This is a genomic window from Stenotrophomonas sp. 63632_Sma, assembly GCF_056482875.1.
The window spans coordinates 215,942-240,788 of record NZ_CM151220.1; the positions used below are offsets into that span (position 1 = coordinate 215,942).

At 67.1% G+C, this 24,847-nt stretch carries 21 protein-coding genes and 1 riboswitch; of the genes, 14 read left to right on the forward strand and 7 right to left on the reverse strand.

What is annotated here, in order from left to right; all coding sequences use genetic code 11:
- The first annotated feature begins 104 nt into the window (after positions 1–104).
- The 3 genes from ACZK45_RS00965 to ACZK45_RS00975 all read left to right on the forward strand — a co-directional run bounded on the left by ACZK45_RS00965 (position 105) and on the right by ACZK45_RS00975 (position 3,052).
- Positions 105–713: a TetR/AcrR family transcriptional regulator gene (locus tag ACZK45_RS00965; RefSeq protein WP_005407661.1), complete on the forward strand. Its 609-nt coding sequence runs from the start codon at positions 105–107 to the stop codon at positions 711–713.
- Positions 714–918: 205 nt separating this feature from the next.
- Positions 919–1,437 (forward strand): c-type cytochrome, encoded by a 519-nt coding sequence (locus ACZK45_RS00970; protein ID WP_005407662.1) that lies wholly within the window; start codon positions 919–921, stop codon positions 1,435–1,437.
- A 172-nt stretch (positions 1,438–1,609) separates the two neighbouring features.
- Positions 1,610–3,052 (forward strand): ExeM/NucH family extracellular endonuclease, encoded by a 1,443-nt coding sequence (locus ACZK45_RS00975; RefSeq protein WP_478445308.1) that lies wholly within the window; start codon positions 1,610–1,612, stop codon positions 3,050–3,052.
- 59 nt (positions 3,053–3,111) lie between these two features.
- Here ACZK45_RS00975 and ACZK45_RS00980 read toward each other — a convergent pair whose 3' ends face one another.
- Positions 3,112–3,969, reverse strand: coding sequence for an EamA family transporter (locus tag ACZK45_RS00980; RefSeq protein WP_032128214.1), 858 nt, complete (start codon positions 3,967–3,969; stop codon positions 3,112–3,114).
- Positions 3,970–4,012: 43 nt separating this feature from the next.
- On the opposite strand from ACZK45_RS00980, the gene ACZK45_RS00985 reads away from it, so the two are divergent.
- The gene (locus tag ACZK45_RS00985; protein ID WP_049462815.1) at positions 4,013–4,684 is read left to right on the forward strand and encodes an alpha/beta hydrolase; all 672 of its coding nucleotides are present in this window, start codon (positions 4,013–4,015) and stop codon (positions 4,682–4,684) included.
- Positions 4,681–5,781: a cell division protein ZapE gene (gene zapE / locus ACZK45_RS00990; RefSeq protein WP_125895454.1), complete on the forward strand. Its 1,101-nt coding sequence runs from the start codon at positions 4,681–4,683 to the stop codon at positions 5,779–5,781. The genes ACZK45_RS00985 and zapE overlap by 4 nt, the downstream gene beginning before the upstream one ends.
- A 75-nt stretch (positions 5,782–5,856) precedes the next feature.
- On the opposite strand, the gene ACZK45_RS00995 is transcribed toward zapE, so the two are convergent.
- A complete protein-coding gene (locus tag ACZK45_RS00995; RefSeq protein ID WP_478445309.1) occupies positions 5,857–6,693 on the reverse strand; it encodes a DUF2884 family protein in 837 nt (278 codons plus the stop codon).
- 530 nt (positions 6,694–7,223) lie between these two features.
- Between ACZK45_RS00995 and ACZK45_RS01000 the strand changes: the two genes are divergently transcribed.
- The 3 genes from ACZK45_RS01000 to ACZK45_RS01010 all read left to right on the forward strand — a co-directional run bounded on the left by ACZK45_RS01000 (position 7,224) and on the right by ACZK45_RS01010 (position 12,136).
- Positions 7,224–9,626, forward strand: a complete 2,403-nt coding sequence (locus tag ACZK45_RS01000) for a ribonucleoside-diphosphate reductase subunit alpha (protein WP_032128210.1) — start codon at positions 7,224–7,226, stop codon at positions 9,624–9,626.
- Positions 9,627–9,753: 127 nt separating this feature from the next.
- A complete protein-coding gene (locus ACZK45_RS01005; protein WP_008264781.1) occupies positions 9,754–10,773 on the forward strand; it encodes a ribonucleotide-diphosphate reductase subunit beta in 1,020 nt (339 codons plus the stop codon).
- Between the two features lie 550 nt (positions 10,774–11,323).
- Complete coding sequence (locus tag ACZK45_RS01010) at positions 11,324–12,136, forward strand: IS110 family transposase (protein WP_478445310.1); 813 nt, start codon at positions 11,324–11,326, stop codon at positions 12,134–12,136.
- Between the two features lie 28 nt (positions 12,137–12,164).
- On the opposite strand, the gene ACZK45_RS01015 is transcribed toward ACZK45_RS01010, so the two are convergent.
- Positions 12,165–12,800, reverse strand: coding sequence for a LysE family translocator (locus ACZK45_RS01015; RefSeq protein WP_293797974.1), 636 nt, complete (start codon positions 12,798–12,800; stop codon positions 12,165–12,167).
- Between the two features lie 151 nt (positions 12,801–12,951).
- Between ACZK45_RS01015 and ACZK45_RS01020 the strand changes: the two genes are divergently transcribed.
- The 3 genes from ACZK45_RS01020 to ACZK45_RS01030 all read left to right on the forward strand — a co-directional run bounded on the left by ACZK45_RS01020 (position 12,952) and on the right by ACZK45_RS01030 (position 15,429).
- Positions 12,952–13,353 carry an acyl-CoA thioesterase gene (locus ACZK45_RS01020; RefSeq protein ID WP_004153688.1) on the forward strand — a complete coding sequence of 134 codons (402 nt, stop codon included), beginning with the start codon at positions 12,952–12,954 and terminating at the stop codon, positions 13,351–13,353.
- Positions 13,354–13,408: 55 nt separating this feature from the next.
- Positions 13,409–14,215: an NAD-dependent protein deacetylase gene (locus ACZK45_RS01025; RefSeq protein WP_125895457.1), complete on the forward strand. Its 807-nt coding sequence runs from the start codon at positions 13,409–13,411 to the stop codon at positions 14,213–14,215.
- 113 nt (positions 14,216–14,328) lie between these two features.
- Positions 14,329–15,429: an NADH:flavin oxidoreductase/NADH oxidase gene (locus ACZK45_RS01030; protein ID WP_032128207.1), complete on the forward strand. Its 1,101-nt coding sequence runs from the start codon at positions 14,329–14,331 to the stop codon at positions 15,427–15,429.
- Between the two features lie 3 nt (positions 15,430–15,432).
- On the opposite strand, the gene ACZK45_RS01035 is transcribed toward ACZK45_RS01030, so the two are convergent.
- Entirely contained in the window at positions 15,433–16,344 is a 912-nt protein-coding gene (locus ACZK45_RS01035; RefSeq protein WP_049399772.1) for a LysR family transcriptional regulator, read from the reverse strand.
- A gap of 114 nt (positions 16,345–16,458) precedes the next feature.
- Between ACZK45_RS01035 and purU the strand changes: the two genes are divergently transcribed.
- Positions 16,459–17,310: a formyltetrahydrofolate deformylase gene (purU, locus tag ACZK45_RS01040; RefSeq protein ID WP_032128205.1), complete on the forward strand. Its 852-nt coding sequence runs from the start codon at positions 16,459–16,461 to the stop codon at positions 17,308–17,310.
- Between the two features lie 287 nt (positions 17,311–17,597).
- Here purU and pncA read toward each other — a convergent pair whose 3' ends face one another.
- Positions 17,598–18,224 carry a bifunctional nicotinamidase/pyrazinamidase gene (gene pncA / locus ACZK45_RS01045; RefSeq protein WP_478445311.1) on the reverse strand — a complete coding sequence of 209 codons (627 nt, stop codon included), beginning with the start codon at positions 18,222–18,224 and terminating at the stop codon, positions 17,598–17,600.
- Positions 18,225–18,279: 55 nt separating this feature from the next.
- Positions 18,280–18,966 carry an epoxyqueuosine reductase QueH gene (locus tag ACZK45_RS01050; RefSeq protein ID WP_422348122.1) on the reverse strand — a complete coding sequence of 229 codons (687 nt, stop codon included), beginning with the start codon at positions 18,964–18,966 and terminating at the stop codon, positions 18,280–18,282.
- 161 nt (positions 18,967–19,127) lie between these two features.
- A riboswitch (cobalamin riboswitch) is annotated at positions 19,128–19,342 on the reverse strand.
- 154 nt (positions 19,343–19,496) lie between these two features.
- Here ACZK45_RS01050 and ACZK45_RS01055 point away from each other — a divergent pair.
- Positions 19,497–21,344: a patatin-like phospholipase family protein gene (locus ACZK45_RS01055; RefSeq protein WP_185749988.1), complete on the forward strand. Its 1,848-nt coding sequence runs from the start codon at positions 19,497–19,499 to the stop codon at positions 21,342–21,344.
- Positions 21,345–21,855: 511 nt separating this feature from the next.
- Here ACZK45_RS01055 and ACZK45_RS01060 read toward each other — a convergent pair.
- Positions 21,856–23,223: a helix-turn-helix domain-containing protein gene (locus tag ACZK45_RS01060; RefSeq protein WP_049421469.1), complete on the reverse strand. Its 1,368-nt coding sequence runs from the start codon at positions 23,221–23,223 to the stop codon at positions 21,856–21,858.
- 115 nt (positions 23,224–23,338) lie between these two features.
- Between ACZK45_RS01060 and ACZK45_RS01065 the strand changes: the two genes are divergently transcribed.
- Positions 23,339–24,844 (forward strand): CoA-acylating methylmalonate-semialdehyde dehydrogenase, encoded by a 1,506-nt coding sequence (locus ACZK45_RS01065; RefSeq protein WP_180838048.1) that lies wholly within the window; start codon positions 23,339–23,341, stop codon positions 24,842–24,844.
- The last annotated feature ends 3 nt before the right edge of the window (positions 24,845–24,847 follow it).

A 24,847-nucleotide genomic window follows, 5' to 3' on the forward strand; every position in this document is an offset into this window, starting at 1 on the left:
GGCGGTCTGCAGGACCGCTGCCCGCACGGGCGATTGGACCCCAGCGTAGCGGGGTTCGGGTAAGAAGTGAATACAAATTCAAAAATTGAAACTAGAATCAAAACATGGCCTACAAACGCTCTGCACTGATGGAAGAACGCCTGGCCGGGGCCCGTGAACGGATCCTGCTGGCCACCCGTGAGCTGGTCGCCACCGGGGGCTGGCGCAATGCCCCGGTGACCGCCGTGGCGACCCAGGCGGGGGTGTCCACCGGCCTGATCTACCGGCACTTCCCGTCCAAGGCCGAGCTGTTCGTGGAGGTGCTCAACGCCGCGGTGGCCCACGAGGTCGCGATCATGGAGCGCATCGCCAGCGGCCCGGAGGTGGCCAGCGAGCGCCTGCGGTTGGCGATCACCGCCTTCGTCCGCCGCGCCCTGGCCGGGCCGGGGCTGGCGCATGCCTTCATCGTCGAACCGGTCGACCCGGACGTGGAAGCCGAGCGCATGCGTGGTCGTCGTGCCTTCGGCGACGTGTTCCTGCGGCTGGTGGAGGAGGGCGTGGCCGCCGGTGAGCTGCCGGCGCAGGACGCGCATGTGGCCGCCGCCTGCCTCGTCGGCGCCTTCACCGAGGCGATGGTCGGCCCGACCGCGCCCAGCCGCGAAGCACACCGCGACGAAGACGCACTGGTGGATGCGATCTGCAGCTTCTGCCTGCGCGCGATCGGCGCCCGGTAATCCGGTAGCGCCGGCCGCTGGCCGGCTTCTGCACGATCCATCCGGCGGGCTGGCGATGCCGGGCAGCGGCCGGCACTACCGGGTCCGAATGCTGCGCCGCACCAGCAGTGACGCCTGTTGTCGCACGCAAAGCGCGTTCTATACTCGGTCCATCACGCAGTCGCTCAGCCGTGGTCCAACGACTATCAGCCAGGGGTAACGAAGAGTGCGGAATTACGATCTGGAGTTCCTGAAACGCTTCTCCATGGTGATCGCGCTGCTGGCGACCATCACCCTCGGCCTCATCCTCCTTGCCGCTTACATCCACACCCGGATTCCGCCCGAGGTGTCGCCGACCGCGGCCAAGCGCACCGAGCAGCGCATCTCGCCCACCGGCGCGGTCTATGCCGGCAGCACCGGCGCCGCCGCGCAGGCTGCGGCCAAGGCCGCCGCGCTGGCCAAGGCCGCCTCGCAGGTGGCCTACGGCGGCACCAAGGACGGCAAGGTCATCTTCGACAACCTGTGCACCGCCTGCCACACCACCGGCGTGGGCATGGCGCCGACGCTGGACCATTCGCACTGGGACAAGCGCATCGCACAGGGCAAGGACACTCTCTACAAGCACGCCATCGAGGGCTATACCGGCCCGGATGGCGGCATCATGCCGCCCAAGGGCGGCAACCCGGCGCTGACCGAGGAACAGATCCACGCCACCGTGGACTGGATGCTGGGCAACCTGAAGTAACCGGTAGTGCCGGCCGCTGGCCGGCAACCACGCATCGCACGAAGGTCATGAGGTTGCCGGCCCGCGGCCGGCACGACCCAGGCTTTGCCCACCAAGGTCAAAACCCTGCCCGCAGGCGGGGTTTCGCATTTCAGGGTTAGTCTGTGCGCCTCTTCCATGGAGTCGCCCGTCGATGCGCCGCCGTTCCCTCGCCCTTGCCCTGTCCCTGCTGCTGCCGGCCGGCGCCTTTGCCCAGGCCCAGCCGCAGGCCGCACCGGTCGCGTCGCCGTCCGCCGCGCGCAGCAGCGCCACCGTGGTGCTGACCACCGCACCGGCCGACTGGCGTGCGCTGGATGGCCAGCGCGTGCGCATCGCCGCACCGCTCACCCTGGCCGGCACCGATGGCCTGGAGCGCTTTGGGCAGCTCACCGTGGCCTTCGATGGCCGCCTCTGGCAGCCGACCGAAGTGGCCGCGCCGCGTACTGCCGGCTATGAGCAGGTGATGGCCGACAACCAGCGCCGCCGCCTGCTGCTGGACGACGGCAGCGAAGCCCGCGACCCGGCCAGCGTGGCCTACCTGCCAGCCAACCCGGTGCTGCGCACCGGCATGCAGCTGCGCAATGTGGAAGGTGTCGTGCACGTGGACGCACAGGGCCGTCCGCGCCTGCAGGTCGAGGGTGCACTCACGTTGCCCGAGCTGACGCGTCCGGCGGTGCCGACGGTGCCGGGCAGCCTGCATATCGCTGCATTCAACCTGGAGAACTTCTTCAATGGCGATGGCCAGGGCGGTGGCTTCCCGACCCTGCGCGGCGCGCGCACGCTGGAAGAGCACAAGGCGCAGGTCGGCAAGCTGGTGGCCACGGTCAACGCGCTCGGTGCCGACATCGCCGCGTTGATGGAACTGGAAAACGATGGCTATGGCCCGCAGTCGGCCATCGCCGAACTGGTCAGCGCCCTCAACGCCGGTCTTGCCGCCGACAAGCAGTGGGCCTTCGTCGATGCCGGCGAGGGGCCGGGCAGCAACCCGATCCGGGTTGGCATCATCTATCGCAGGAGCGCGTTCAAGCCGCTGGGCAAGCCGTTGACCAGAACCGACGGTCCTTTCGCCGAACACAGCCGCGCACCGCTGGCGCAGGCCTTCCAGGGCAAGGGCGCACCGTTCATGGTGGTCGCCAACCATTTCAAGTCCAAGGGCTGCCGTGATGCCAGCGGCGGCGATGCCGACCGCAACGATGGCCAGGGTTGCTGGAATGCCACCCGGGTGGAATCGGCAAAGCAGTTGAACCAGTGGGTGCAGGCCGAAGCTGGCCGCCTGAAGGTGAAGGACGTGGTGCTGCTGGGCGATTTCAACGCCTACGCGATGGAAGACCCGATCCGCACCCTGCATGACCTGGGCTGGCAGGACGCATTCAAGGTCGCCCAGGTCGAGCATCCTTACAGCTACGTCTACAACGGCTATACCGGCCGCCTCGACCATGCGCTGCTGAGCCCGGGCATGGCCCAGCGCCTGCGCGGTGCCGCCGAGTGGCACAGCAATGCCGACGAACAGGACGCCAGCGGCTACCAGGGCCGCAACGTGCAGGGCCCGTGGCGCAGTTCCGACCACGATCCGCTGCTGCTGGGCTTCGATAAATAACGCCCAGCGCCGGGTCGGATCCCATTCCAACGAAATGGGCTCTGACCCCGAGGCCGGGCTCAGCCCCAGGCGATCAATCCAATCGCCAGCACCGCCAGCGCCAGCCCGGCGCGGTTCCACTTCGTGGTGGCCTCGCCGAAGGCGAACACGCCCACCAGCGCGCCCAGCACCACCACGCCGATGTTCATGCCGGCGAACACGGTGGCCGGGCTCTCCGGCATGGACTGATGCGCGTGCACATAGAAAAGAATGTTGCCGCCGTTGAGCAGGCCCAGCAGCGCGCCCGCACCGAGGTTGCGCCAGGCCAACCGGCTGCGGCCACTGGCGTGCCGCCACAGCTGAAGTGCCAGCATCAGCACGAAGGCCACGCTGAAGCTGGCCAGCACCGCCGCCATCGACGGCGTGCCGGACAGCGCCACCTGCTTGAGCAGCACGTCGACCACCGCGAACCCGGCCCAGACGCCCAGCAGCCAGCCCCAGCCGCCGGGTGAGGACGCCACCGCCGGGCCGCGCGGGCGCAGGCTGATCGCCACCATCGCCAGCAGGCCCAGGCCGAGACCGGCGAGCTTCCACGGCGTCGCAGTCTGGCCGAAGAACAGGAAGGCGGCGGCCAAAGACAGCAGCAACGACAAGCGCTGCGCCACGTCGCTGCGGACGATGCCGGCCACCGCCACCGCGCGGCCCAGCACCAGGAAGATCGATGGCAGCACCACCGCCAGTGCCAGCAGCGACAGCCACGGGGCATGTGGCGCGCGCAGTGCGTCCAGCGGCGGCTGCAGCACCACGGCGGTGAGCGTTGCCGCCACCAGATAGTTCCAGGTGACCATCTGCGAAACATCCAGCTGGCGGCGTCCGGCCACCTTCAACAACACCGAAACCAGCACGCTGCAGATCACGGCCAAGGACAGGTAGAGCATGGGGCGGGCACAGGGCAGGGGCAGGGGACGGTATCATGGTGCCATGCACAAGCCTTCGTTCCCCGTCGCCCCCGGCGAAACCGCCTGCCTCGAACTGGCCGGCCCGGCCGGCCCGCTGGAAGTGGTCGTCGACCTGCCCAAGGCCGATGTGCCGGCGCAGCCGATCGTGGCCATCATCTGCCATCCGCTGTCCACCGAAGGCGGCACCCTGCACAACAAGGTGGTCACCATGACCGCCACCACGCTGCGCGAGCTGGGCATCACCACGGTGCGCTTCAACTTCCGCAGCGTCGGCGCGTCGGCCGGTGAGTTCGACCACGGCGTGGGCGAGCAGGATGACCTGAAGACCGTCGCCGCCTGGGTGCAGAGCCAGCGCCCCGACGACCGTCTGTGGCTGGCCGGTTTCAGCTTCGGCTCGTTCGTATCGCTGAAGGCGGCTGCCGCGCTGCAGCCGGAAGCGCTGATCTCGATCGCACCGCCGGCCGGCCGCTGGGATTTCGATGGCATCGCGCCGCCGGCCCGCTGGCTGGTGATCCAGGGCGAGCAGGACGAGATCGTCGACCCGCAGGCCGTCTACCAGTGGCTGGACACGCTGGACGTCCCGCATGAGCTGGTGCGCATGCCCGAGACCAGCCATTTCTTCCACCGCAAGCTGATCGACCTGCGCGGCGCGCTGACCCACGGCGTCAAGCACTGGCTGGGCGCAGCGGCATGAGTGCAACCGAGCTGACCCCGTCGCAGCGGTACGCGGAAGGGGTTGCCCGTGGCGACTGGCAGAACGACCCGGCCCAGCACGCAGCGCTGGCCGAACTGGACCGCATCCACCTGGGCCTGGTCGACAGCGCCGAAGACGGCTGGCTGGACCGCCTGTCCTCGTTCTGGAAGAAGCCCGAGCCGGTGAAGGGTCTGTACTTCTGGGGCGGCGTCGGCCGTGGCAAGACCTTCCTGGTCGACCTGTTCTACGACGGCCTGCCGATCAAACAGAAGTACCGCACGCATTTCCACCGCTTCATGCGCAGCGTCCACGAGCGCCTGCGCGAGCACCAGGGGCAGAGCGACCCGCTGGCGAAGATCGCCCAGGAATGGCGCAGCAACCTGCGGGTGCTGGTGCTGGACGAATTCTTCGTCACCGACATCGGCGACGCGATGCTGCTGGCACGGCTGCTGGAGCGCCTGTTCGCCGAGGGCGTGACCCTGGTGACCACCTCCAACACGGCGGTGGAGAACCTGTACCTCAACGGTCTGCAGCGTGAGAGCTTCATGCCGGCCATCGGCCTGCTGCAGCGCTTCTGCGTCGAGCTGTACGCCGAGGGCACCGAGGATTACCGGATGCGCGCGCTGACCCGCTCGCCGGTGTACCGCGCACCGTTGGCTGCCGACAGCGATGAGTGGCTGGCCACGCGCTGGAACGAACTGAGCGGCGGCCAGCCGGCCAAGCCCGGCAACATCGAGATCGAAGGCCGCAAGATCCCGGTGCGCGGCCGTGGCAAGAGCATCGCCTGGTTCGATTTCGCCGCGTTGTGCGAGGGCCCGCGTGGCCCGTCGGACTACATCGAGATCGCGCACGAGTTCAACACCGTGCTGCTGGGCGGCATCCCCGCCTTCGACCGTTTGAACGAAGATGCCGCGCGCCGCTTCGTCAATCTGATCGACGAGCTGTACGACCGCCACGTCAACCTGGTCTGCACCGCCAGCACCTCGCCGATCGAGCTGTACACCGGCCAGCGCCTGCAGGGCGCGTTCGAGCGCACCGCCTCGCGTTTGATCGAAATGCAGAGCGCCGAGTACCTGGGTACCCCGCACCGGGCGTGAGGGCGCCACCCAGGTAAATGCGTTGCCGGCCAGGGTTCCGGTAGTGCCGGCCGCTGGCCGGCATCCGCCGCGCGGTTACCGGGTCGGCGCCACGGCGTTCCCACGCGGCCGCTCATCCGGCCCGGCCGACACATGCAGGCCCGAGCCATCGCCGTGCTCTACCCGTACGCTCTCGCCGCGCTCCAGCAGCCGCAGTGGCTGGCCCTGGTAGCGCACCTCCAGCGCGTCGTGGGCCGCTGCCAGCGACTGCACCAGCGGGCACAGCGCCATGGCCTTGGCCTCCAGCTGCTGGCTGCGTGCTTCCATGCGGCGGTCGACTTCGGCATCGAGGCGGTCGGCGCGGCGCTCCATGGCGCCAGCGCGGCCGGTGAACACCTGCCACAGCACGCTGCGGGTCATCGACCCGGCCATCGTCTCGGCCATCTGCTCGATGTGCGCGTCGAAGCCATCGCCGAAGCTCTCCTGTTCCCAGTAGCCGCGGCCCAGGCTGGCGTCGATCCAGTCCTGCATCTCGCCGCGCATTGCACGCATCTGGCGGTTGCGGGACTTGCCGGTGATGGCTTCGAAGGCGGCGTCCAGCGCATCGAAGGTGACCCCGGAGACTTCATGGGCCAGTGCGGTGACCGCTGGCATCAGCTGCCGTGCCCCGGCCTCCATCTGCCGCAGGCGGGCCGCGTCGGCGGCGCTGACCGTAACCATTCTGCCATCCAGGCTCAGCTCGCCGTCGTGGAACACCACTTCATGCGGCGCCTGCGGGCCATGCCGCAGCCAGATGCCGCCGCTGTCCACCAGCACGTCATAGTCGGTGTGGATACCGCACTGGTCCGAACGCAGGTCCGGCCCCTCGGCGGCCAGCGCTGGGGCAATGAACAGGGCAGGCAGCAGGGCCAGCGCGGGCAACCGCAGGTGCATCGGAGCATCCTTTTCCGGGAGCGAGCGGCCAGCATCCGCTGCCAGCGCGCGGGCGTCACCGGCCGGAAGTCACCCGTCCACCGGATTCCCACCGGCTGCCCACCAGCTATCCACAGGGTTGTCCCTAGCCAGTTTCATCACTGTCATGTGAAGCTGTCATTGTTCCGTTTTCGCGGTGCGTTGTACCACCGCGATGACGCCTTTCGGGCTTGACTGCGCAGCCCGTTCCGGCAGGTCTGAAGCGTCTGATCCGGGCGCCGATGGCACGATCCTTGCGGCGCAAGGGATTGCCGAATTTCACTACATTTGGCGTTGACGGGCCCCATTACCCCCACTATCTTGTGGCCGTCGGTCGCAGCAACCCCAATTCCAGGGGGTGCCCGGGGTACCCATCCGCGATCGTCAGCGGCAGTGGCAGGCGCAGGGTCTCATCCCCTGCGACGCCGTCCTGCCATCCTGGGCTGTCATGTCCCGGGCTGCGTCACCCGATGCATCGAGCACCCACCAATCACGCCAAGAGGACACACGCCGTGACCACCGAATCCAGCGCCACCATCGAGAAGGAAAGCGAATTCCTGTTGACGTCGCCGCCGACGGCCAACGCGATGAGTGTGACCAAGCGCAATGGCACGACCGAACTGGTGGACCTGAACAAGATCGTGCGCGCGGTGCAGCGTTCCTCCGAAGGCCTGCACGCCGTCGATCCGATGCGCGTGGCCACCCGCACCATTTCCGGCCTGTACAACGGCGCCACCACCCGCGAGCTGGACGAACTGTCCATCCGCACCGCCGCCCTGCTGATCGGTGAAGAGCCCGAGTACGGCCGCCTCGCTGCGCGCCTGCTGGCCAACTACATCGCCAAGGAAGTCTCGGGCCAGGAAATCTACGCTTTCTCGCAGTCGGTCAGCCGTGGCCATGAAGTCGGCCTGATCAACGACCGCCTGCTGAACTTCGTGCAGACCAACGCGCGCAAGCTCAACGATGCCATCGACATCTCGCTGGACCTGAACTTCGATTACTTCGGCCTGCGTACCCTGTACGACCGTTACCTGCTGCGCCATCCGCACACCCGCAAGGTGATCGAGACCCCGCAGCAGTTCTTCCTGCGCATTGCCAGCGCGCTGAGCGAGGATGTGTCCGAGACCCTGGCGCTGTACAAGCGCATGGGCAACCTGGACTACCTGCCGTCCAGCCCGACCCTGTTCAATTCCGGCACCACCCACGAGCAGCTGTCCTCGTGCTTCCTGCTGGATTCGCCGCAGGACTCGCTGGAGTCGATCTATTCCAAGTACGGCGACATCGCCCAGCTGTCGAAGTTCTCCGGCGGCATCGGCGTCAGCTACACCCGCGTGCGTTCGCGTGGTTCGCTGATCAAGTCGACCAACGGCCACTCCAACGGCATCGTGCCGTGGCTGAAGACCATGGATTCGTCCGTGGCCGCGGTGAACCAGGGCGGCAAGCGCAAGGGCGCAGCCTGCGTCTACCTGGAAACCTGGCACGCCGACGTCGAGGACTTCCTCGAGCTGCGTGACAACACCGGTGACGAAGCCCGCCGTGCGCACAACCTGAACCTGGCCAACTGGGTGCCGGACCTGTTCATGAAGCGCGTCGAGGCCGACCAGGAATGGTCGCTGTTCGATCCGCGCGTCGTGCCGGAGTTCACCGACCTGTTCGGCGAAGCCTTCGAGCAGGCCTACCTGCAGGCCGAAGCCCAGGGCAAGGCCAACCGCACCATCTCCGCGCGCAAGCTGTACGCCCGCATGATGCGTACGCTGGCCGAGACCGGCAACGGCTGGATGACCTTCAAGGACAAGTGCAACCGCGCCAGCAACCAGACCCTGCGTCCGGGCAACGTGATCCACCTGTCCAACCTGTGCACCGAAATCCTGGAAGTCACTTCCAACGATGAAACCGCAGTGTGCAACCTGGGTTCGATCAACCTGGGCAACCACTTCGACGAGCACAACGAGTTCGACTTCGAGAAGCTGGCCGAGACCGTGCGCCTGGCCGTGCGCCAGCTCGACCGCGTCATCGACCTGAACTTCTACCCGATCGAAACCGCCCGCCGCGCCAACCTGCGCTGGCGTCCGGTCGGCCTGGGTTGCATGGGCCTGCAGGACGTGTTCTTCCGCAAGCGCCTGCCGTTCGACAGCGCCGAAGCCCGCGCCCTGTCGAAGAAGATTGCCGAAGCGATCTACTTCCACGCGCTGGAAACCTCCTGCGAGCTGGCCCAGGAACGCGGCAAGCACCCGTCGTTCAACGACACCCGCGCCGCCGGTGGCGAACTGCAGTTCGACGCCTGGAACGTGGTGCCGGAAGACACCGCGCGCTGGGATGCCCTGCGTGCCCGCATCAAGGAGCATGGCCTGCGCAACTCGCTGATGATCGCGATCGCGCCGACCGCGACCATCGCCTCGATCGCCGGCTGCTACGAGTGCGTCGAGCCGCAGGTGTCCAACCTGTTCAAGCGCGAGACCCTGTCCGGTGACTTCCTGCAGGTCAACCGCTACCTGGTGAACGAGCTGAAGAAGCTGGGCCTGTGGACCGCCGACATGCGCGATGCCATCAAGCTGGCCGAAGGCTCCATCGCCGGCGTGGCACAGATTCCGGAAACGCTGCGCGAGGTCTACCGCACCGCGTGGGAACTGCCGATGCGTTCGCTGATCGACATGGCCGCCGAGCGTGGCGCCTTCATCGACCAGTCGGCCTCGCTCAACCTGTTCATGGAAAGCCCGAACATCGGCGCGATGTCTTCCATGTACATGTACGCCTGGAAGCAGGGCATCAAGACCACCTACTACCTGCGTTCGCGCCCGGCCACCAAGATCGCCAAGACCACGGTCAGCAGCGCAGCCCCGGCCAAGGTGTTCAGCCCGGACGAAGCCATCGCCTGCTCGCTGGAAAACCCGGAAGCCTGCGAGGCCTGCCAATAAAAGCGGCCGTGCCGGCCTTTGGCCGGCACACCCCTTTGTAGAGTCGAGCCATGCTCGACTGCAGAAAACACCAAGGTAGCGCCGGGCCATGCCCGGCGTTTTGACCCGAGAAGACAAGGAAACACCCATGGCCGACAAGCCCAAGCAGATGCTGCTCGATCCCGGTTTTGAACTGACCCTGCGCCCGATGCGCTACCCGCAGTTCTATGACATGTACCGGAATGCGATCAAGAACACCTGGACGGTGGAAGAGATCAACTTCCAGATCGACATCACCGATCTGCACAGCAAGATGTCGCCGGGCGAGCGTCACCTGATCCACCGCCTGGTCGCGTTCTTCGCCACCGGCGACTCGATCGTGTCCAACAACCTGGTGCTGAACCTGTACCAGCACTTGAACGCGCCGGAAGCGCGCATGTACCTGTCGCGCCAGCTGTACGAAGAAGCGCTGCACGTGCAGTTCTACCTGACCCTGCTCGACAACTACCTGCCGGATCCGGAAGAGCGCGTCAAAGCCTTCGCCGCGGTGGAGAACATCGACTCGATCAAGAAGAAGGCCGACTTCTGCTTCAAGTGGATCGACTCGATCCAGGACCTGAAGCGCATCGAGACCCGTGCCGAGCGCCGCCAGTTCCTGCTCAACCAGATCTGCTTCGCCGCCTGCATCGAAGGCCTGTTCTTCTTCGCTGCCTTCGCCTACGTGTACTACTTCCGTTCGCGCGGCCTGCTGCCGGGCCTGGCCTCGGGCACCAACTGGGTGTTCCGCGACGAGAGCGCGCACATGGAGTTCGCGTTCGAGTCGGTGCGCGTGGTGCGTGAGGAAGAACCGGACCTGTTCGACGACGAGATGAAGCAGCAGGTCTACGACATGCTGGCCGAAGCCATCGAATGCGAAGTGCAGTTCGCCGAGGACGTGCTGTCCGGTGGCGTGGCCGGCATCTCGACCCGTGACATGCGCCAGTACCTGCAGCACTGCGCCGACCAGCACTTCGCCAAGCTGGGCATGGAAAAGAAGTACAACGTGCGCAACCCGCTGCCGTTCATGGAACTGCAGGACGTGCAGGAACTGACCAACTTCTTCGAACGCCGCGTCTCTGCCTACCAGGTCGGCGTGCAGGGCGAAGTCGCCTTCGACATGAACTTCTGATCGAAACGATCAGATCTGTCGCAACGAAAAACCCCGGCCAACGCCGGGGTTTTTTGTTGGTAGCGCCGGGCCATGCCCGGCGGAGCCTGCCTGGTGCTACTGGCCGCCATGCTGCACGCGGGCCTTTGTAGAGTCGAGCTTGCTCGACTGCCGTTCGCGCAAAGCAGTCGAGCAAGCTTGTATGTTCCTCCCGGCTCCTACGCGGTATGTAGGAGCCAGGGTGGAGGGACCGTCAAGCATGCATCTGCGGATACTAGCCGACAGACGAGTCGAGCGATCCCCATCCCGCACACGAACGTCGATAAAGGATCGTACGGCCCCCAAAGGGGATCGTCGATGTAGGCAAGCTAACGTCGGTGCGGTACCACCCCAGCCCCTTAAAGATAGCTGGGAGCCGTACAAATGTCTGATTCTCTCGATATTGGCGTGGACGTGGACTCCAAGGAGTTCGTACCGGCAGTGGCCGACCGCAAGGCCGGCGACAGGATCGCCAACACCCGACGGCATAGCCCAGTGGCTCAACACCTTGCCCCAGCGATGCCGGATTGGCATGGAGGCGACGGGGCGGTACTACGAGTTGTTGGCTCGGATGGCTGGCCAGGCAGGCCACGTTGTCTATGTGATCAATCCACGTCTGATCAAGTACTACGGCCGGGCGACGGGCTCGCGTGGCAAGACGGACGCCATGGACGCCGAAGCGATCGCCCGGTACGTGAAGAAGGAGAGCGATCGCCTGCGTGAATACGTACCGCGTACCGACGAGCAGCAGCAGATGCACGATTTGCTGCGCAAGCGGCAGACGCTGGTAAAGACACGCGCGCGCCTGGAGCAATCCTTCGGGGTAAGCAAAAGTGCCCCCGGGGAGCTGTCAGATCTGTTCTGCGCTCTGGCTGGGACGCTGTCCGAGCTGGAAAGCGAACTGCAGCGCTTGGGTCGCGATGGAGAGCATGGCGCGCTCTACAAGCGCCTGTTGACCATCCCTGGTATCGGCCCTGCCGTCGCCGCTCACCTGATCTACTACATGACGCGCTGGCCGTTGGCCAACGCCAACGCGTGGATCGCCTGCACCGGCCTGGATCCCCGGCCCAACGAGTCTGGCGGCAGAACGGGACGGCGTCGGCTGTCCAAACAGGGCGCGCCAGTGCTGCGCCAGATGCTCTACATGGCCGCAATGGGGCTCAAGCGGTGTCGCCGGGGGCAACCGCTCTACGACGAGCTGTCAAAACGCGGTCACCCCAGCACCGCCGTCTTCAACATCCTGGCCAGAAAGCTGGCCAGGATCGCCTGGGGTGTCTTCAAAAGCGGCCGGGACTTCGATCCGGCCATGCTGAAGGTGGGTCAAGCCTGCTTCCAGCAGGCTTGACCACGAACATAGGATCTCGACTCTACAATCAGCGCCGCCCTTCCACCGCCATGCGTACCGCCAGCCCGGCCAGCACCGTGCCCATCAGCCAGCGCTGCACCACCTGCCAGGTCGGGCGCGCGGCCAGGAAACCGGCGATGCTGCCAGCGGTCAGCGCAATCATGCCGTTCACGGTCACACTCACCGCGATCTGGGTGGAGCCCAGCACGATCGACTGCATCAGCACACTGCCTTCGCTGTCCGGGTGCAGGAACTGCGGCAGCAGCGACAGGTACATCACCGCCACTTTCGGGTTCAACAGATTGGTCAGGAACCCCATCGTGAACAGCTTGCGCGGGCTGTCCTGCGGCAGGTCACGCACCGCGAACGGCGAACGGCCACCGGGCTTGAGCGCCTGCCAGGCCAGGTACAGCAGGTACAGCGCGCCGCCGATGCGCAGCGCGTCGTAGGCGAACGGCACGGTCATCAGCAGGGCGGTGATGCCCAGTGCCGCACACAGCATGTAGAACACGAAGCCCAGCGCCACCCCGCCCAGCGAGATCAGGCCTGCCATCGGCCCCTGGCAGATCGAGCGTGAGATCAGGTAGATCATGTTCGGCCCGGGCGTAAGCACCATGGCCAGTGAAACAAGCGCGAAGGCCAGCAGGTCGGAAGTGGCGGGCATGGGCGGTCCTGGCAGTGGGCGTGGCGCAGTTTAACGCCTGCCGCAGGCGCGGCCTGCGCAGGCACCGCTGCCGGGTGACCGTTGCACGTGCATTCCGATGGCCATCACGCCGGTCGCTTAGAATTCGCAGCACCCCACACCGAAGCCCCCCATGACCCCCATCCCCGAGACCGTGCCGCCCACCGAAGTGCGCATGGCCGAAATCGTCTTTCCCAACCACACCAACCACCTTGGCACCCTGTTCGGTGGCCAGGCGCTGGCGTGGATGGACAAGGCCGCATTCCTGGCCGCCGCCCGTTACTCGCGCCGCACCGTGGTGACCGCGCGCAGCGACCAGGTCGACTTCAAGCTGCCGATCCGCATCGGCCAGATGGTGGAAACCATCGGCCGCATCGTCGAAGTCGGCCGCAGCTCGATGAAGGTGGAGGTGGAACTGGTCGCCGAAGACCTGCACAGCGGGGAGCGCAAGCTGTGCACCCGCGGCCACTTCGTGATGATCGCGCTGGACGAGGAAGGCCACCCGATCGCGGTGCCGCCGCTGCCGGCGGCCTGACCCGGCCAATGGACCGGCGCTTGCGGGGGCGCGGCCGCGCCCCCATCTGGCAGCCATGACCCTGCCACTGACCGACTTCATCGACCGTGCCCAGCGCCTGTTCGTGCTGACCGGCGCCGGCTGCAGCACCGCCTCGGGCATTCCCGATTACCGGGATGCCGACGGCCAGTGGAAACGCACGCCGCCGGTGACCTACCAGGCCTTCATGGGCGAGGCGGCCACCCGCCAGCGCTACTGGGCGCGCAGCCTGCTCGGCTGGCCGCGCTTCGGCCTGGCCCGGCCCAACGGCACCCACCAGGCCCTGGCCGCGCTGGAACGCCGCGGCACGCTGCAGGTGCTGCTGACCCAGAACGTGGACGGCCTGCACCAGCGCGCCGGCAGCCACAACGTGATCGACCTGCATGGCCGCCTGGACCTTGTGCGCTGCATGGGCTGTGAGCGTCGCAGCGATCGTGAAGGCTTCCAGCAGCGCCTGCTGGACGCCAATCCCGGCTGGGACGCGCTGGAGGCAGGCATCGCGCCCGATGGTGATGCCGATCTGGAGACCGATTTCTCCGCGTTCGTGGTGCCCGAGTGCCCGCATTGCGGCGGCCTGTTGAAGCCGGATGTGGTGTTCTTCGGCGAAAACGTGCCGCGGGAGCGCGTGCAGGCGGTGCAGGAGCACCTGCAGCAGGCCGACGCCGTGCTGGTGGTGGGTTCATCGCTGATGGTCTATTCCGGCTTCCGCTTCGTGCAGGCCGCAGCCAAGGCGGGGCTGCCGGTAGCCGCGTTGAACCGTGGCCGCACCCGCGCCGACGACCTGCTGCAGTTCAAGGATGAACGGGACTGCGCCGAGGCGCTGGCCGCGTGGGCTTCGTCCTGAGCCGAGCACGCGCTCGGCTGCACGCCCACCGCGAAACAGCGATCCATCCAGACGGTTGATTCGCAGGCCGTGCGGCGGTGCAATACGCACCCCCTACGTCGTTCATCACCGTCTTGAGCCAGCTGTTTTCGCCGATCTCGTTCGGCCCCCTGACCCTGTCCAACCGCATCGTCATCGCGCCGATGTGCCAGTACTCCGCCGAAGATGGCCGCGCCAGCGACTGGCACGCCATGCATCTGGGCAACCTGGCGCAGTCCGGTGCCGGCCTGCTGATCCTGGAAGCCACCGCGGTCGAACCGCGCGGCCGCATCAGCTGGGCCGACCTGGGCCTGTGGGATGACGGCACCGAGGCCGCACTGGCGCAGGTGCTGGCCAGCGTCCGCCGCTGGTCGCCGATGCCGCTGGGCGTCCAGCTGGGCCATGCCGGCCGCAAGGCCTCGGTGAGGCGTCCGTGGGACGGTGGTGGCCAGTTGCCGGCTGATGATGCGCGTGGCTGGGCCACCGTGGCGCCGTCGCCGCTGCCGTTCCATGCCGCCGATCCGGCACCGCAGGAACTGGACGAGGCCGGCATCGCCGAGGTCATCGCCGCCTTCGCCGCCAGTGCGGTGCGCGCCGAGCGCCTGGGCTTCGAGCTGATCGAGCTGCATGCCGCGCACGGTTATCTGCTGCACCAGTTCCTGTCGCCGCTGAGCAACCGCCGCACCGATGGCTACGGTGGCTCGCTGCCGAACCGCCTGCGCCTGCTGGTGGAGGTTTTCGATGCTGTGCGTGCGGCAGTGTCCGACAAGGTCGCGGTGGGCGTGCGCATCTCCGCCAGCGACTGGGTCGATGGCGGCTGGGATCTGGTGCAGAGCGAAGCGCTGGCGCAGGTGATGGACGCGCGCGGCTGCAACTTCCTGCATGTCTCCAGCGGTGGCCTGGACGAGCGCCAGAAGATCACCGTCGGCCCGGGCTATCAGGTGCCGTTCGCGGCGGCGATCAAGGCCAAGGTGCGCATGCCGGTCATCGCCGTGGGCATGATCACCGAGCCGGAGCAGGCCGAATCGATCCTGCGCCATCGCCACGCCGATGCGGTAGCCCTGGCGCGCGGCATCCTCTACGACCCGCGCTGGCCGTGGCATGCCGCCGCCGCGCTGCGTGACAGCGTGGAGCCGGCACCGCAGTACCTGCGCTGCGAGCCGCGTGATGCGCGCGGCGTGTTCAAGACGCGCTGAGGCTCACACCCGCCAGGCCGGCGCCATGCCGGCCTGCAGGTGCTCGAACAGCGCGCGGATCTTGGCAGTGAAATCGCGGCGGTCGCTGACGCAGAAATAGACCTCCATCGGCTCCGGGCGCCATGCAGTGTCGGCGCCGAACACTGCCTGCAGGCGGCCATCGCGCAGGTACGGCTCGGCCACGAATGCGGCCAGCCGGGTGATGCCGGCACCGGCTGCGGCCAGCGTCGCCAGCGCATCGATGTCATCGCAGACCATGCTCGGCGGCAGTGCGGCGTCCACGCGCTGGCCATCCTTCAGCAGTCCCCAGCGCAGCGGCCGGCCGTCGGTGGGAAAGCGGTGCAGCAGCCCGCGATGGCCGCTCAGCTCGGAGGGTTGCTGCGGGGTGCCGTGTGCCTTCAGGTAGGCCGGCGAGGCGCAGAACACGAACGGCACGCGCGCCAGCTGCCGTGCGACGACCCCGTCCTCCAGCTGTGCACCGATGCGGATGCTGGCATCCACCGCTTCCGGGCCGTGCTGCACGGCGCGATCGGTCAGCCGCAGCTCCAGCTGCAGTTGCGGGTAGCGCTGCTGCAGCGAAGGCAGCAACGGCGCAAGCACGTGGCGACCGAACGCGCTGCTGCTGGCGATGCGCAGCGGTCCTGCCGGTTCGATGTCACCGGAGGTGACCATCGCCTGCGCGCGCGCCAGGTCGGCTTCGATGTGGCGCACCTGCGCCAGGTACAACGCGCCGGCCTCGCTGAGGGCCAGCTGGCGCGTACTTCGGTTCAGCAACCGTACGCCCAGATGCGCCTCCAGCCGGTTGATGTTCTGGCCGACTGCGGTGGCGCTGATGCCAAGGATGCGGGCCGCTGCGGCAATGCTGCCGGTCTCTGCGGTGCGGGTGAAGCTGCGGATCAGTTGCAACAGGTTCATGACCGACCAGCTTGCCATGGAGAAACCCAAGTATCGCTTGGGACTGAACCAAGCAGGTCGGTTGCATCGGTGACCATCGATCCCGAGGACAGGCTGCTGCCCTACACTCGGGCGATGCGCCCCGATTCCATCCTCACCCTGTCCTGCCCCGACCGTACCGGCATCGTCTACCGCGTATCCGGCCTGCTGTTCGACCACGGCTGCAACATTCTCGACGCCCAGCAGTTCGGCGACGAGGAGAGCGGCCGCTTCTTCCTGCGCGTGCATTTCGATCGCGATGCTGGCCTGCCGCTGGAGACCGTGCACGCCGCCATGGCCACGCTCGCCGCCGGCTTCGGCATGGACTGGCAGCTGCATGATGGCCGCCGCCGTGCACGCCTGCTGGTGCTGGTCAGCAAGCAGGGGCACTGCCTCAACGACCTGCTGTTCCGTGCCCACAGCGGCCAGCTGAAGGTGGACATTGCCGCAGTAGCGTCCAACCACGCCGACTTCGCGCCGCTGGCGGCGTCCTACCAGGTGCCGTTCCACCACCTGCCGGTGACCGCTGATACGCGCGCGGTGCAGGAGCAGCAGATCATCGACCTGGTCGAGCGCGAACGCATCGATCTGGTGGTGCTGGCGCGCTACATGCAGATCCTGTCACCCACGCTGTGCCGCGCGCTGGCCGGCCGTGCGATCAACATCCACCACAGCTTCCTGCCCAGCTTCAAGGGCGCGCAGCCGTACCACCAGGCACACGCGCGCGGGGTCAAGATCATCGGCGCCACCGCGCACTACGTCACCGAGGATCTGGACGAAGGCCCGATCATCGAACAGGACGTGGCCCGCGTGGACCACGCGATGGCGCCGCGCGAGCTGGTGCGGCTGGGCAGCGATACCGAATCGCTGGTGCTGGCGCGCGCCGTGCGCCGCCATGTGGAACACCGCATCCTGCTCAACGGGCACCGTACGGTCGTGTTCCGGTAATCGCCCATCCCGCGTCCGCCGGGCATGGCCCGGCGCTACCACGGGTGCTATCCGGTAGTGCCGGCCGCTGGCCGGCAACTGCAGAGATCCCGAGGTTGCCGGCCAGCGGCCGGCACTACCGAATCCTGATTTCATCCAATGAAAAGCCCCCGGTTCGGCCGTCCCGCGATCTGTAGGGGGGCGTAGTTAGGGGGCTGGATGAATCGATTGTGTTGTCGTGGGCAGGAGCGCGCAAGCGGCATAAGCGACGTGCGCGGTAGCGCCGGGCCATGCCCGGCGGTCACGCCTCAGGCGATCGAAATCCCCGCCTTGCCCAGCGCTTCACGCACCATCGCGTCGTTGGCGTCGGTCACCGGCTTGGTCAGCTCCCACAGGAATTTCACCCGGAAGCCGGACCTCACCGCGTCCTGCGCGCTCCACAGCACGCAGTAGTCGCGGGCCAGGCCGCACACGTGCACTTCGCGGATGCGGCGTTCGTGCAGCCAGCCGGCCAGGCCGGTGGCCGGGCGCTCGCCATCGGGGCCATGGTTCTCGCGGAAGGCGCTGTATGAATCCACCTGTTGGCGGGTGCCCTTGCGCAGAATCAGGTCGGCCACGGTCCAGTCCACGCCCGGATGCAGCGCGGCACCGGCGCTGCCCTGCACGCAGTGGTCCGGCCACAGGGTCTGCGGCTGCGCGTGCAGCAGGATGGTCTCGAAGGGGCGTTGGCCGGGGTGCTGGCTGGCGAACGAGGCATGGTCGGCCGGGTGCCAGTCCTGTGTTGCCACCACGGTGCGGTAGCGGCGCTGTGCCAGCAGATCGGCGATCGGTGCCACCAGCGCATCGCCTTGGTCGCAGGCCAGCGCGCCACCGGGCATGAAGTCCGGCTGCAGGTCGATCACCAGCAGGGCGACATCGGCGGGCAGGGCGGTCATGGCAGTTCCGGTACAGCAGAAGGGGCGACCAGCGTGGCCGCCCCATGCCCACACGTCAATCGCCCTGCGGCGTCTCAGCGTCCTGCCCGTAGTACAGCAGGCCGATCTTGATCCGTTCGCGGCCATTCTCGCGGCGGTGACGGTTGGCATCGCGCAGCGAGTACACGCAGCCGCAGTATTCCTGCTGGTAGAACTGCTCGCGCTTGCTGATCTCGATCATGCGGCTGGCACCGCCGCCCTTGCGCCAGTTGTAGTCCCAGTACTGCAGGCCTTCATAGCGCGACGCGGCACGGATGCCGCAGTCGTTGATCTGCGCCATGTTCTTCCAGCGCGAGATGCCCAGCGACGAACTGATGGTGTCGTAGCCGTGCTCGTGCGCATACAGCGCGGTGCGCTCGAAACGCATGTCGAAGCACATCGTGCAGCGGATACCACGCTCGGGCTCGTTCTCCATGCCGCGTGCACGGCTGAACCAGTTGTCCGTGTCGTAATCGCAGTCGATGAAGGGGATGTTGTGCTGTTCGGCGAAGCGGATATTCTCCTGCTTGCGCAGCTCGTACTCCTTCACCGGGTGGATGTTGGGGTTGTAGAAGAAGATCGCGTAGTCGATCCCGGAGGCGGTGATCGCCTCCATTACTTCGCCGGAACAGGGCGCGCAGCACGAATGCAGCAGCAGGCGCTTGCCGTCGGCGGGCAGGGTCAGGGTGGGGCGTTGGAGCTCGGTCATCGTCAGGTACCGCATGGACCGCCGGCAACGGCGGTGGCCCATGCATCAGCGCGTGGGTGAACAGGGCTGGCCGGATACCGTGAACAGGACGCGCGCGGCCGCATCGCCTGCACGCGCAGGACAACGACGGCCCCGGCAACCTCCCCGCGGAGATTCCAGGTCGAGTCAGGGGACGGTCGTGTCCCCCGGCCGGGGCCGGTATTCGGGCTGATGGACACGGGCCGCAGCCCACCTACTACCCGCCGCTTCCCAGGCGTGAGCCCAGTGCTGTTGGCAGGATTCGTTTCCATTCACCGCTGCGGGGCAGCTCCGGAATGGGCGCGCGAGGCGCCTTCACCGGATTCCCGTTTAAATCCCTGCTGCCATCAAGGCCACGGCAGGGATACCTTCGGCGTGCCAACGGTGGACGCGTCGAGGCCAATGGTCAAGGGCCAATGAAAGCGCAGGGCTGTGGCTCGCTTCTCAGGCTGTGAGAGCGCCTCTTGCCATACTGGGCACCGACAGACGGGAGGTGGCTCGTGGCGGCGAAGTACTGCGATCTGGTCATGAAAGGCGGCATCACCAGCGGCATCGTGTACCCCAATGCGGTACTGGCGCTGGCGCGCGAGTATCGCTTCAAGAGCATCGGCGGCACCTCGGCCGGCGCCATCGCTGCAGCCGTAGCGGCCGCGGCGGCATGCGGTGATCGCCGCCAGCAGGCCGGCGAGCACCTGCCCGGCGATGCCGGCTACGGCGGGCTGTCGGCGGTGTCGGCGCAGCTGTCGCGGCGCGGCTTCATCTACAGCCTGTTCCAGCCGGCACGGGGGGCGCGCGCCGCCTACCGGTTGCTGGTGGTGCTGACCGGCAATGCCCGCCTGCCACACAAGCTGCTGTGCCTGGCCATCGCGGTGTTCGAGATTGCGCCACTGGAGGTGCTGGTGTCGCTGGCGCTGCTGCTCGGCCTGGGCTGGTGGGGCGGCGATTGGAGCGGCGTGGCCGCCACGCTGCTGCCATCACTGCTGTGCGCGTACGGTGCCGGCGTGGCCGGTGCCGCGCTGCGGGTAGCGCGGGTGGCGCGCCGTAACCTGCTGGGCCTGTGCAGCGGCCTCGGCCGCGATGCACGCACGCCGGCGTTGACCGAGTGGCTGCATGAATGCCTGCAGCAGCTGTCCGGCAAGCCGCTGGATGCACCGCTCACCTTCGCCGACCTGCACGATGCGCCGCGCTATGCCGGCGAGCCGGACAGCCCGCATGCGATCAGCCTGCAGATGATCACCACCTGTGTGTCGCACAACGAGCCGCGCACGCTGCCGCTGGGCGGCGCGCAGTTCTGGTTCCTGCGCGAGGAGTTCGAGCAGCTGTTTCCGGCCAGCGTGGTGCAGTGGCTGGTGACGCAGGCCGGCCCGCCACTGGAGGTGGATGGGCGCCGGTACTACCACCTGCCGCAGGGCCCGAAGCTGCCGGTGCTGGTGGCCACGCGCATGAGCCTGAGCTTCCCGCTGCTGATCAGCGCGGTGCCGTTGCATGAGCCCTCACGCCGCGAGCGTCGCTGTGAACCGACCGCACCTGCGGCCGACCAGGAGCACAACGTCGCCGACAGCATGGAAGGGCTGACCAGTGCCGGGCAGACCTGCGGACCGGTGATCACCGCGTTCCGCATCTGCTGGTTCTCCGATGGTGGCATCAGCAGCAACTTCCCGATCCACCTGTTCGATGCCGCGTTGCCGCGCTGGCCGACCTTCGCCATCAATCTGGTCTACCCGCAGCACGCCGAAGACGTGAGCCACGGCAGCAGTGGCCGACAGGCGCTGGAACATGCTGTGTTCCTGCCCACCGAGAACCGCCACGGTTGGCAGCGTACCTACCAGTCGATCGCCACGCCGTTGGCGGCCGCCGAGCTGGGCCGCTTCCTGTTCGCGGTGGTGGCGACCATGCAGAACTGGCGCGACCTGCTGCAGGCGCGTGCCCCGGGCTACCGCGACCGCATCGTGCATGTGAGCCTGCAGGGCGACGAGGGCGGCATGAACCTGGACATGCCGCAGGACGTGCTGACCCGCATCGCCGACAAGGGCAGCCTGGCCGGTGCGCGCTTCTGTTCGTTCTCGTTCGAGAACCACTATTGGATCCGCTGGCGCAACCTGGCCTCGGCCTACCAGCGCTACACGCTGGAAGTGGCGCGCACCGACGACCCGGCGCAGCAGGTACTGGCCTACCGCGCGGCGTACTCGATGGTTGCCAGTGGCCAGCCGACGCCACCGTCGTACAAGCTGGGCTCGGAAGACAAGCGGCTGGCATCGCAGCAGTTGTGGGGGCTGATGGTCGAGCAGGGACGTACCTGGGAGGACCTCGGCCCGGACCTCACCGACGGCGCACCGCGCCCGCTGCCGCAGATGAAGGTGACGCCGATCTACTGACCCGGTAGTAGATCCACGCCATGCGTGGATGGAACCCCATCGAAATCGAATATTTCGAACATTCATCGAAGAGCATCCCTGCACGACGTGGATCCACCGTGTCGACCAAGGTCGACACCTACCCACAGCAGCAAAGGATGCCGTTTCGACAGCTCGCGGAGACCTGTCGAAGGCGGGTGGGTCCGGTTGCGGGGGCGTGAGCCGCATGGGCCCGAGGCATGCCTCGGGCGGGTTGGGCAGGACGCCCAACCCCGGTCTTGCCGTGTGCGCAGGACTGCGCACACGAGCAAGCGGCGACCGAGCTTACATGGGTGAGGGCGCTTTGCTTGCGAAGCATTGCTTCGCAAGCGCCCGAACGCACAGCCGCCAGCGGCTGGGCCGGGCCCCGGAGGGGGACTTGCAGCGTCCCCCGCAACCGGATCCACCCCGCCATCCCACGGAAAGCCCGCTGTTGCTTTTGCTGTTGCCTTGGATTGAAGCAGGTGCAGGGCGCAGCCCTGCCGAACCAACCCTACCGCCCCGGCAACTGCGCGAATGCGCGCTGCATGCAGTCCTCCCGCGGGCACACCCGGCAACCCGGCCCGATCGACACCGAATTACCCGGGCTCTGCACATCCAGCCCCAGCGAATACACCAGTCGCTCGGCATGCTGCAGATCGCAGCCCAGCGCCACCGCGAAGGTCTTGCGTGGCTGGCCATGGCCGACCGGGCCGCTGCTGACCTGCCGCGCCAGCCAGAAATGGCGGCGCCCGTCGGGCATGCGCGCGGTCTGGGTAAGGATGCGGCCGGGCTGGTTGAACGCCTCGTAGACGATCCACAGCGGGCACGAACCACCCACCTGCGAGAAGTGGAAATCGGTGGCGGAGTGGCGCTTGGACACATTGCCGGCGCGATCCACGCGGATGAAGAAAAACGGCAGGCCAGGCGCACTGCGTCGCGCCAGCGTGCTCAGCCGGTGGCAGACCGCTTCGAAGCCGACGCCGAACTGATGCGCCAGCAGTTCGATGTCGTAGCTGCTGGTTTCCGCCGCACGCAGGAAGCGCATGTACGGCATCACCAGCGCGCCGGCGAAATAGTTGGAAAGACCGATCCGCGCCTGCGCAATGCGCGCGTCGTCGGTGAACCCGGCGCGCGCCACCACCGCATCGATCTGCGGCAGGTAGCCGTGAAGGGCCAGCTCGGCCGCCATCTGGAACGCCTGCTGGCCGGGCTCCAGGTAATCGGGCAGCCACAGCCGCCGCGCACCGGCATCGTATTGCCGCTTTTCGCGCCCGGCCTGCAGTGCGGCCACTTCCACCAGCACGCCATGGCGGTCGGCCAGCAGCTGGCGCAGCCGCGGTGCCACGTGCCCGGGCGACAGCCCCCACTCGGCGAACAGCTGCTCGGCCAGCTCGTCCAGCTCGGGAATGTGGTTGTGCATGCGGTTGAAGAACTCGCGCACCTGATCGCCAGCGGGCAGGGTGCTGCCGGCGCCGGGCTCGCCCAGCTGGAATTCCAGTGCGGCGGCATGCTCGCGCAGCGCCAGGTGGCGGCGGTGCAGGTCCAGCAGCGCGCGGCTGACCTGCGGCAGGTTGCCGGCCAGCGCGCGCAGTTCGGTGGCGCTGACCTCGGCCAGGCCCAGGTCACGCAGGGTCTCGCCCAGCGCTTCCTGCAGCGCGGCGGGCTCATCCTCGTCGAACAGTGCGGAAACGTCGCCCAATACCTCGCCCAGCTTCTTCTGCACAGCCGGGGTCAGTGGGCGCTTGTTGCGCTCGATCTGGTTCAGGTAGCTGGCCGACAGCCCCAGCGCCCGTGCCAGATCCGCCTGACTGTAGCCGCGCTGCTCGCGCAGCCGCAGCAGGCGCAGGCCAAGTTGTCGCTGGGGGGCTGAATAATTCACAGAATTAACATGAATCGTCTGGCGTGTTGGCCAGATTAAGCGGATTCAGCCCGGAAATCGAGGTGGGTGCTGTGAATAATGCCAAGCATCTTTCGCACCCTGTGGGATTGTCGTCATGACTGTTGCAGCGCCCCGTATCCGCATGCTGATCGATGGCCAGTTCGTTGAATCGGCCACCTCCCACTGGCAGGACGTGATCAATCCGGCCACCCAGGACGTGCTGGCCAAGGTGCCGTTCGCCACCACCGGCGAAGTGGACGCCGCCGTTGCCGCCGCCAAGGAAGCCTTCAAGACCTGGCGCAAGACCCCGATCGGCACCCGCGCGCGCATCTTCCTGAAGTACCAGCAGCTGATCCGCGAGAACATGAGCGAGCTGGCCCACATCCTCACCGCCGAACAGGGCAAGACCCTGCCGGACGCCGAAGGCGATGTGTTCCGCGGCCTGGAAGTGGTCGAGCACGCCGCCGCCATCGGCAACCTGCAGCTGGGCGAACTGGCCAACAACGTGGCCAATGGCGTGGATACCTATACGATCATGCAGCCGCTGGGCGTGTGCGCCGGCATCACCCCGTTCAACTTCCCGGCGATGATCCCGCTGTGGATGTTCCCGATGGCGATTGCAACGGGCAACACCTTCATCCTCAAGCCGTCCGAGCAGGACCCGATGGTCACCATGCGCCTGGTCGAGCTTGCGCTGGAAGCAGGCATTCCGAAGGGCGTGCTGAACGTCGTCCACGGCGGCGAGGAAGTGGTCAACGCGATCTGCGACCACCCGGACATCAAGGCCGTGTCGTTCGTCGGTTCCACCCGCGTCGGCACCCACGTCTACAACCGTGCCTCGCTGGCCGGCAAGCGCGTGCAGTGCATGATGGGCGCCAAGAACCACGCTGTGGTGCTGCCGGACGCCAACAAGGAACAGACCCTCAACGCGATGGTCGGCGCCGCCTTCGGTGCCGCGGGCCAGCGCTGCATGGCCGCCTCCACTCTGGTGCTGGTGGGTGAAGCACGCAACTGGGTGCAGGACCTGGTCACCAAGGCCGAGACCCTGAAGGTCAGCGGCGGCACCGTCGCCGGCACCGATGTAGGCCCGGTCATTTCCTGCAGCGCCCGCGAGCGCGTGGAAGGCCTGATCGCCTCGGGCGTGGAGCAGGGCGCCAAGCTGGTGCTCGACGGCCGCAAGCCGCAGGTCGATGGTTTCGAGAAGGGCAACTTCGTTGGCCCGACCATCTTTGCCGGTGTCACCACCGACATGCGCATCTACCAGGAAGAAATCTTCGGGCCGGTGCTGGTCATCCTCGAAGCGGAGACGCTGGAAGAGGCCATCGCGATGGTCAACAGCAACCCGAACGGCAACGGGACCGCACTGTTCACCCAGTCCGGCGCCGCCGCGCGCAAATTCCAGGAAGACATCGACGTCGGCCAGGTCGGCATCAACGTGCCGATCCCGGTGCCGGTGCCGCTGTTCTCGTTCACCGGTTCGCGCGCGTCCAAGCTGGGCGACCTGGGTCCGTATGGCAAGCAGGTGGTGTTGTTCTACACCCAGACCAAGACGGTCACCGCGCGCTGGTTCGATGACGAGACGCTCAGCCACGGCGTCAACACCACGATCAGCCTGAAGTAACGG